This window comes from Bifidobacterium tissieri, from assembly GCF_002259645.1.
In the GTDB taxonomy this organism is placed as follows: domain Bacteria; phylum Actinomycetota; class Actinomycetes; order Actinomycetales; family Bifidobacteriaceae; genus Galliscardovia; species Galliscardovia tissieri.
In genome coordinates this window covers 396,526-405,492 of the sequence record NZ_MWWV01000004.1, presented here as the reverse complement: position 1 = coordinate 405,492, position 8,967 = coordinate 396,526, and the positions used below count along the sequence as shown (strand labels likewise).

Below are 8,967 nucleotides of genomic sequence, written 5' to 3'. Positions count from 1 at the left end.
TGCCGCCCCCGCCGTCGCACACGAGCACGTCCGGTGGCGCGATGCGCGCCATCAGGCTCTGCCACGCCGCCGACCGCTCGCTTTTGGCGATGTGCCAGCCGATCACGTGCCCGTCGGCGATGGCGATCAGTACCACGGCGTCGCGGTGCAGGTGGATGCCGTCCACATGCACCACGTGACGCACCTCGTCCACCAGGGGCACCGGCGGCCACAGGCCCCACATCAGCTCGCACCGGCGGCGCAACGTGCGGGAGGGCAGGTCGTGCTCGGCCTGCGACCGTTTGGAGAACAGCCAGTCCAGTCCGCACCGCAGGTCACGGGCCCTGTTGTCGCGCGACTGGGTGCGCGAGCTCCCGCAGCCGGCGTCCCGGCACCGCCACCTGACCCGCCCCGAGCTTGTTCTTCCGTTCCGTTTCATCGGCTCGCCGCACACGGCGCAACTGGGTGTGTTCATCCACCCAATCTGCCACGCCAACTCGAAAGCCGCTCAACCGTTGTCCCGAAAGGCCTCACAGCCTGTTCCGGACACACATTCTGGCCGACTTCGAGTTCCCCGCCCATACAACTCGAACAGGGGAAACGCCTACTGCCATAAAGGAAAGCAAGCCGAAACAGACACACATTTTGGCCTATAACCCAATAACCCAGAGCGCAGGCATGGGCGTGTCGCGTGGTTTACTTCGAGCGCTTGAAGTGCGTAGCGTAAAGAGCAACGGAAGTCGAAACGGACATTATGCCAGTGCGACGGCAATTCGACACTTGTGGCGGCGTGATGGTCCGGTCCGCATGACAACCGAATACACCATGACAACCATGACAAAGGAGTTCGCATGACCGACATGATGAAGGCAGCCGTATTCGAGGCGCCCGGCCGTATGGCCGTGAAGGAACTGCCCAAGCCGCAGCTGGAACAGGATGATGACATCGTGATTCGTGTGGTCCGCGCCTGCGTGTGCGGATCTGATCTGTGGTTCTTCCGCGGGCTGACCCCGCAGACCGTCGGGGGCCAGACCGGCCACGAATCCATCGGCGTGGTGGAGCAGGTCGGTTCCGCTGTGCAGTCCGTGCAGGTCGGTGATTTCGTGGTGGTGCCATTCCCGTTCAGCTGCGGCAAGTGCCCGGTGTGCAAGGCGGGATTCGAATCCGTGTGCCCGCACGGTGGCTATTTCTCCGCATGCCAGGCCGAGTATCTGCGCGTGCCCGAGGCTGACGGTACCGTCGTCAAGGTGCCGGGAAGTCCGTCCGACTATTCCGACGCGCAGCTGGCATCGCTGCTGACCATTTCCGACGTGATGTCCACCGGTTATCACGCCGCAGTGTCCGCTGAGGTCAAGCCGGGCGATACCGCGGTGGTGATGGGTGACGGTGCCGTTGGCCTGTGCGGTGTGATCGCTGCCAAGATGCTGGGCGCGTCCAGGATCATCGCGATGAGCCGTCATGAGGATCGTGCCGCGTTGGCTCGTGAGTTTGGTGCCACCGATATCGTGCCTGAACGTGATCAGGCCGCCATCGACAAGGTGCTGGACATGACCGACGGCTATGGCGCAGACGCGGTGCTCGAGTGTGTCGGTTCCAAGCAGTCGTTCGATACCGCCATCGGTCTGGCCCGTCGCGGTGCGGTGATCGGCCGCGTTGGTCTGCCGCACGATGTGGAGATCAGCGCCGAAGGCACGTTCTACGGCAACATCGGCATCAAGGGCGGTCCGGCACCGGTACGTCATTATGATCTCAACGGCCTGCTCGACGCCGTGCTCAACGGTGACATCAACCCCGGTCGGGTGTTCACCGGCGAGTATGACATCGATCATATTCAGGACGCCTACGAGGCGATGGACCAGCGGAAGGTCATCAAGGCGCTGATCCGGTTCTGATCATTCGCCGATGATTCGTTGCTGAACGCAATCACACGCAATGGAAAACAACGGCCACGTCACATTATGACGACATATGTGACGCGGCCGTTATGTTACTTGGAAACCGGACTCTTTTCGGCGATCGTCCATGAGGCGTCGGAGTGGATGTGTGGCAGCATCATTGCGATGACCAGCAGCAGACAGACGATCATCACGATGAGGATCACATCCTCATGACCGTGCGTCTGCAACAGCGCACCCGTCAACGCGCCGAGGGCCAATGCCGTCATCGCCACCGCACGACGGCCGAGTTTGGAATGCTCATGACCGCGGGCCGAGGTGTCGGCCACGATGCCGGTCAGGGTCATCGTCATCACCGTGGTGGGCAGATCGGGCACCGACAGCTTGCGCGCGGTGGAGTTCTGAATGCCCATGGCCGGTGCCAACAGCACAATGAGCATGATGATGTGAAGATCGATATGACTGGCCGTGGGAAAAATCAGACTCGGCGTCGCCCGCGCGGCAGCGGCGGCTGCGGTACCGCCCATCGTCGGTTCGGACGAGAAATGGTTCAGCAGATAGATGCCGATCAGGGCGGCGATCACGAACAGCGTCTGCACGCCGGTCGCCACCAGCAGATGCTTGGCGTGATTGTCGCCGAATCTGCGGATGATACGGCCCCCGATGAGCGCGCCCACGATGAACGCCAGCAGCGCCAGCGTGGATGTCCACCAGACGAAGCCCTGGGCGTGGGCGATGGAGAATCCCAGAAAGACGATGTTGCCGGTCACGTTGGCCACGAATACGCGCCCCATTGCCAGATAACTCAACGCGTCCACCAGTCCGGCGACGAACGTGAGGATCACCAGCGCGGGGGACAGCAGACCGTACCGGTCATTGTTCCGAGGAATCAGTGTGCGTCCCGCTTCGGCAAGATGCGATGTCATGATGGGGAATCACCTTTTGAAAATCGTGAAACGATGATTGACGCCATCGATGATACCGATCGTATCGAAACGAGTGATGACGCTACACGAATGATGACATTAACGGCAAACGCGACAGGTGCGATCATGATGCCGTACAAGGCGATTCGATGATTCCCGGCAACGGTAGAAAACAATATGCCGGCTGGCGGATGCAGGACCGTGTGCCTCCGCCAGCCGGCGATCGGTGGATGGGATCAGATGAGCGAGGATTCGGAGGAGCTGGTGTACCCGCTGGAGTTGGCGCTACCGGAATCGGAGTCCGAATTGCCGGAATTGGTGTCGGAGCCGGACATGCCATTGCCGCTCTGCCCACCATTGGAGCCGCCGAAGCCTCCACTCGGCGGCTGGCCCATGCCGCCTCCCTGCTGGGAATTGCCGCTATTGCCGCCGGGCATCTGCATGTTGTTTCCGGGACCATCATGATCGTTTACGGTCAGTGCGGTTACGATGCCGGCACCTGCGGCGCCGCCGATCAGACCGCACAGCAGGGAGACTCCGGCAATGATGCCCCACATCTTTTTGCTGAGCCCATTGCCGGGAACCTTGCCGTTGGATGCAGTGCCCGGTCCCTTAACCGGCTGCGAGCCATTCTGGGGATGAAGCAGACCGTCGGATGTCTGCGATGACGGAGTCGGCTGTGTGGCGTTCTGCGTAAACGGGCTTTGCGCGGCACCTGCCGGTTGCGTGGGGGTAGGGGACTGTGTTGTGCTGGGGGATTGCGTGGCACCGAATTGTTGCGGTTGTGGCTGCTGGGCATACGGCTGCGAATACGATTGCGTGTTCGAAGGCTGCTGCGGGAACGCGGCGGATGCGGGATTCCCGTATGGCTGCGGCTGGACGGGCGTTGCCTGCACGGGTTGCGCCGGCTGCTGAGAGGATGACTGCGATTGGACGGATCCCTGCTGCGAAATATTGGGGTTGTTGGGGTTGTTGGGGTTGTTGGAGTTGTTGGGGTTGGTTCCTGTCATGATGATGCTCCTTGGTGAGTTGTTGTGATGATGGTTGTTGTTGGTCAGCTCATGGACCAGGAGGTGCTGGTGTTGAACTGGGTATCGAAGTCGCTGCGGTCGATGGTGCTGTCGGCGAGTTCCGTATCCTCACTGGCGTTCACGGTGGTGGAGTAGTCGCCGGTCACGGTCACGGTGATGTCGCTGTCTCCTGAAACCACCGTCTTGCCATTGGCCTTGATCGTCACGGTATTGCCATCCGAGTCGATCACCTTGCCGCCGTTCGCCACGTTGAGTGCGGAGATCGTCGTGTCCTTGGTCACCACCCACGTGGAGGTGCCATCCACGTTCACGGTGATCGGGGCGTCGCTGGTCGTATCATCGGTCGCGTTCGAGTTCTCCGTAATCGATGCCGAACCAGTCCATGTGGTGTCATCGAGCAGATACAGGTTCACCGTGGAGATCGTGTCCGCGGTCACTTCGCCTTCCAGCGTCTGACTGCGACCGGTGAAGTTCACGGTCGCGCCGTTCGAGCCTGCCGAGCCCCAGTTGTTCGCATCGTTGCCGGATGCGTTGATCAGCGTGGCCTTGGAGGTGTCGAAATCGAGCGTGGTGTTCTGTAGCACCACGTCGGCGGTGGTGTTGGTGAAATAGAACATGGAGCCGGATTCGATGGCCGATTTCAGCGTGGAATCCTTGGCCTGGAACGTGGCATGCTCGCCGGTGGAGGATTCCGCGTCGCCGGACGTGGACTGGTAGATGATCACGCCATTGGCGATCGGGTCCGATCCGGTCTTGTCGGTGTTCGTGCTTTCCAATGTGGAATTGTTGATGAGGATCGTGTTGTATCCTTCCATACCGGCGATCTGGCTACCCGACGCGGTGCCGGTTACGTTGTTCGCCTGTACGTCGCCCGTCGAATACAGCAGCGGCGAACCGGACCCTTCCGTGGTCAACGTGGAGTCGGTGATCGACACGTTGCCGCCGCCGCGATCCGTGGCGACCGTGGCGCTGTGATCGCCTTGCGTGGACGCGGTGACCGTACCCGCCAGAATCGTTCCGGAATACGTGGCATCAAGACCTCGGGAATTGTCGGCCGTGGTGCTGATCGTCGTGTCATTGACCAGCGCGGTACCTGAGTCCGTGGCGAATACGCCGTTTGATCCGGAGCTGGAAGCCGTGATCTTGCTGCCGTTGATGACGGTCTTGGAATCCTCGCCGACGGTGAGCGATACGGAGTTCGTGCCGTAGAAGTTGTTGTTGTCGGCGTTATCGCTGTCGCCGGACTTGGTGAGGGTGGCGTTGGTGAGCGCGAGTGTGCCACCGTTCTGCGCCAGCGTGACGTTGGTATCGGCTTCGGAGGCGTCGATCGTCTCGCCGTCGGAGGTCTTATCGGCACCGTCGGCGGTGAGTGTGGCCGAGTAGGAGCCGGAATAGTCGTATTCCATGGTGTTTGCCCCTCCCATGCCGCCGGGCATGCCGTTTTGGGACATCGCAGATGATGGGAAATGCTGGATGGCGAATGCTCCGGAGGCTCCGCCTGCGAATCCTGCGGCCAGTGAGACCGCGGCGGCGATCGCAGCCAGCTTTTTCGTGGCGATCGCTGGACGGGCAAGGTTCGGACCAAGATGACTGGACTTGTGATTGTCGGCGTTCAAGGAAGCGGCCTGTCGTGTCGTATTCGCTGACGCCGCGGGTCTGGTTCTGCTCATGATTACCCTTTCTGCGTGATGTCTTCATTGAACAGGTCTTGCCGTAAGGGTGTCTTCGGGGGAACGAAAGGGGTACTCGATATTCGGAATGTAAATACCGGAGGTTTTCTGAACGTCCACTGGACGCGATGATCGTGTATTGCGCTGACGGCGAAGCCATGACGACAGTGATATTGACTTCGAGCACTCGAAGTCGGCACGATGGACGGTACGACGATCGTTGATGATCGCAAACGGCAATATTGGAAGGAGACCTGCCATGAGCAAGCGCATTCTTGTCACTTATTTCTCCGCCACGGGCACCACACGCAAGGTGGCCAAACGTCTGGCGTCGGCGATCGGTGCCGATATCACGGAAATCGTGCCCGCCCAGTCGTATACCGCCGCGGATCTTGACTGGCGTGACTCGTCAAGCCGGTCAAGCGTGGAACATCATGATCGGTCCCTGCGTCCCGAACTGGCCGATCCGATCGACGTGAGCGGTTACGACGTGGTATTCGTCGGTTATCCGCTGTGGTGGGAGACCGCGCCCCGCGTGGTACGCACGTTCCTGGAAAGCCAGGATTGGTCCGGCAAGACCATCGTGACCTTCGCCACCTCCGGATCCAGCACGCGTGGAGCGGACGGCGTGCAACTGCACGACTCCGCGCCGAACGCCAACTGGGTGGATGGACGTCGCATCGCCGCGAACGAGAGCGAAACCGCGCTCGCCAAGTGGGCGGGCGGCCTGAACCTGTAGGCATGACCTCGCCCTCTCTATACTGATTCATGGCGTGCGATATTGCGGTATCCCACGTGATCTGTTGATCACAGTCGCCGTCGCGCACGCTACAAGCGGCAGGGAGGGGATTCGGTATGACACGAGACGAGCATCGTCCATCGACGATCGAAATACGAGGTGCCCGCGTACACAATCTCAAGAACATCGATGTCGACGTTCCCCTGGGTGAACTCGTCGGCATCGCCGGCGTATCCGGATCGGGCAAGTCCTCACTGGCGTTGGGTGTGCTGTATGCGGAAGGCTCGCGACGGTATTTGGAAGCACTGTCTACCTACACCCGACGTCGCCTCACCCAGGCCGGGCGCGCTCAAGTGGACGACGTGCTGCATGTGCCCGCCGCGCTGGCGTTGCATCAGCGTCCCAGCGTGCCGGGCATCCGCTCCACATTCGGCACCATGACCGAACTGCTCAACAGTCTGCGACTGCTGTTCTCCCGTGTCGGCTCACACTCCTGTCCCCATTGCGGCACCAGAAACGACCCCACACTGAACGTGGCCGCCGAGCAGCCGATCGTGTGCACAGGATGCGGCAGTACGTTCTTCGGTCCCGGTGCGGAAAGTCTCGCCTTCAACTCCGGTGGGGCGTGTCCCACCTGCTCTGGCACGGGCATCGTCCGGGAAGTGAACCGGGCGGCATTGGTGCCGGACGAGTCGAAAAGCATTGACGACGGGGCGGTCCTGCCATGGGGGTCACTGATGTGGGATCTCATGAAACAGGTCTGCGGGGCCATGGGCGTGCGCACGAACGTGCCGTTCCACGACCTCACCGACAAGGAACGCGACATCGTGTTCAACGGTCCCGCCATCAAAAAACATATTCTGTACAAGCCGAAGAAGGGTGACGATTTCGCCGAACTCGACTTCACGTATTACAACGCGGTGTACACGGTGGAGAACGCGCTCGCCAAAGCCAAGGACGAGAAGGGCCTGAAACGGGTGGTACGGTTCCTCAAAGAAAGCCCCTGCCCGGATTGCCAGGGTACACGGCTTTCCGAACGGGCCCGCGATCCGCAGGTGCGCGATCTGAATCTGGCACAGGCAACCGCCATGACGTTAGATGAGGCGGTCGACTGGGTGAAGGGCGTGCCGGAATCGTTGGATGAGGACATGCGACCGATGGCGACGAACATCTGCGAATCCTTCCTCGACGTGGCGAAACGACTGCTGGAACTGGGATTGGGTTACCTCTCGCTTGATCGTGCCGGTTCGACGCTGTCCACGGGCGAACGGCAGCGCGTGCAGCTCGCCCGTGCCGTGCGCAACCGCACCACGGGCGTGCTGTATGTGCTTGACGAGCCGTCCATCGGCCTGCATCCGTCGAACGTGGACGGGTTGCTCGGAGTGATGGACGATCTGGTGTCCGACGGCAATTCCGTGGTCGTGGTCGATCACGATGTCCGTGTGCTCAAGGCCGCCGATCACCTCATCGAAATGGGACCGGTCGCCGGTGCCGACGGCGGTCATGTGATCGCACAGGGAACGGTGGCTGATGTGGAAGCGAATCCCGCCAGTCGCATTGCGCCGTTCCTGCGCGAAGGGGCTGCGAGACGGATCCGGGAATGTGTGGCAGACGGTCGGATGTTCGACCATGGGCGCATTCATATGGATACCGGTCCATTGCATACGGTCAGACCGTTGTCGGTGGATATTCCACAGGGCCGGCTGACCGTGGTGACGGGCGTGTCCGGCTCTGGCAAGACGACCATGGTGTTGGAAACGCTGATTCCGGCGTTGAAGGCGATGGCCGACGGTATGCCGTTGCCCGGTCATGTGCGCGCGATCGATGCGGAGGGCATCAACCGGGCGAATCTGATCGATGCCACGCCGATCGGCGCCAATGTGCGGTCCACGGTGGCCACCTACGCCGGCGTCCATGATGAGCTTCGCCGTGCCTTCGCCCGTGGTGAGGAGGCCAAGTCCGCCGGGTACAAGGCCGGCGATTTCTCCTACAACACCGGACGGTTGCGTTGCCCGACCTGTGACGGCACCGGTCAGATCAGTCTTGACGTGCAGTTTCTGCCCGACGTGGATATCGACTGCCCCGACTGCCGTGGATCGCGATATTCGGTTGAGGCCGGGCGTATCCATCGCCGGTCCAAGGATGGCACGCTGCTGACCCTGCCCCAGCTCATGTCGATGAGCGTGGACGAGGCGATGCGTGTCACCGGTGATCTGCGCAAGGTGCACGCGAAGCTTGGCGTGCTCCACGATCTCGGTCTCGGCTACCTGACACTTGGCGAGCCGACGCCGGCATTGTCCGGAGGCGAGGCACAGCGGCTCAAGCTCGCCAGTGAGATGGGTCGTGCGCAGTCGGATGCCGTGTTCGTGTTCGACGAGCCGACGATCGGCTTGCATCCGCTGGACGTGCAGGTGCTGCTTGGCGTATTCGATGGTCTGGTGGATCATGGTGCCACCGTGGTGGTCATCGAGCATGATCTCGATGTGATCGCCAACGCGGACCATGTGATCGACATGGGACCGGGCGGGGGAGCGGCAGGTGGCCGGATCGTGGCGACCGGAACGCCTGACCATATCGCGGAATCCAAGGACAGCATCACCGGCAGGTATCTTGCGGAATATCTGCGCACTGACCGGTGAATCGAACAACGTGTGTGGTTGCTGTATGGTCTGATGAATCTTGGTAGCATCTCAGTGCGCATGGGGAATAATGGCTCCCCGTGCGAAT

The 8,967-nt window shown here is 61.2% G+C and carries 7 protein-coding genes; 3 read left to right on the top strand and 4 right to left on the bottom strand.

Features of this window, described 5'->3' with window-relative positions:
• A partial coding sequence (locus tag BTIS_RS04580; protein ID WP_420807006.1) for a transposase-like zinc-binding domain-containing protein occupies positions 1 to 454 on the bottom strand: 454 nt, incomplete at its 3' end.
• A gap of 376 nt (positions 455 to 830) precedes the next feature.
• On the opposite strand from BTIS_RS04580, the gene BTIS_RS04575 reads away from it, so the two are divergent.
• Positions 831 to 1,871, top strand: coding sequence for a zinc-dependent alcohol dehydrogenase family protein (locus BTIS_RS04575; RefSeq protein ID WP_094663054.1), 1,041 nt, complete (start codon positions 831 to 833; stop codon positions 1,869 to 1,871).
• Positions 1,872 to 1,966: 95 nt separating this feature from the next.
• Here the strand turns inward: BTIS_RS04575 and BTIS_RS04570 are convergent, their stop codons facing one another.
• The 3 genes from BTIS_RS04570 to BTIS_RS04560 all read right to left on the bottom strand — a co-directional run bounded on the left by BTIS_RS04570 (position 1,967) and on the right by BTIS_RS04560 (position 5,501).
• Positions 1,967 to 2,800 (bottom strand): YoaK family protein, encoded by an 834-nt coding sequence (locus BTIS_RS04570; protein WP_094663052.1) that lies wholly within the window; start codon positions 2,798 to 2,800, stop codon positions 1,967 to 1,969.
• A gap of 236 nt (positions 2,801 to 3,036) precedes the next feature.
• A complete protein-coding gene (locus BTIS_RS04565; protein ID WP_094663050.1) occupies positions 3,037 to 3,810 on the bottom strand; it encodes a hypothetical protein in 774 nt (257 codons plus the stop codon).
• A gap of 44 nt (positions 3,811 to 3,854) precedes the next feature.
• Complete coding sequence (locus BTIS_RS04560) at positions 3,855 to 5,501, bottom strand: beta strand repeat-containing protein (RefSeq protein WP_245819283.1); 1,647 nt, start codon at positions 5,499 to 5,501, stop codon at positions 3,855 to 3,857.
• Positions 5,502 to 5,760: 259 nt separating this feature from the next.
• On the opposite strand from BTIS_RS04560, the gene BTIS_RS04555 reads away from it, so the two are divergent.
• Together BTIS_RS04555 and BTIS_RS04550 are read left to right on the top strand one after the other, a co-directional pair.
• Positions 5,761 to 6,240, top strand: coding sequence for a flavodoxin (locus tag BTIS_RS04555; RefSeq protein WP_094663049.1), 480 nt, complete (start codon positions 5,761 to 5,763; stop codon positions 6,238 to 6,240).
• 116 nt (positions 6,241 to 6,356) lie between these two features.
• Positions 6,357 to 8,879: an excinuclease ABC subunit UvrA gene (locus BTIS_RS04550; protein ID WP_094663047.1), complete on the top strand. Its 2,523-nt coding sequence runs from the start codon at positions 6,357 to 6,359 to the stop codon at positions 8,877 to 8,879.
• The last annotated feature ends 88 nt before the right edge of the window (positions 8,880 to 8,967 follow it).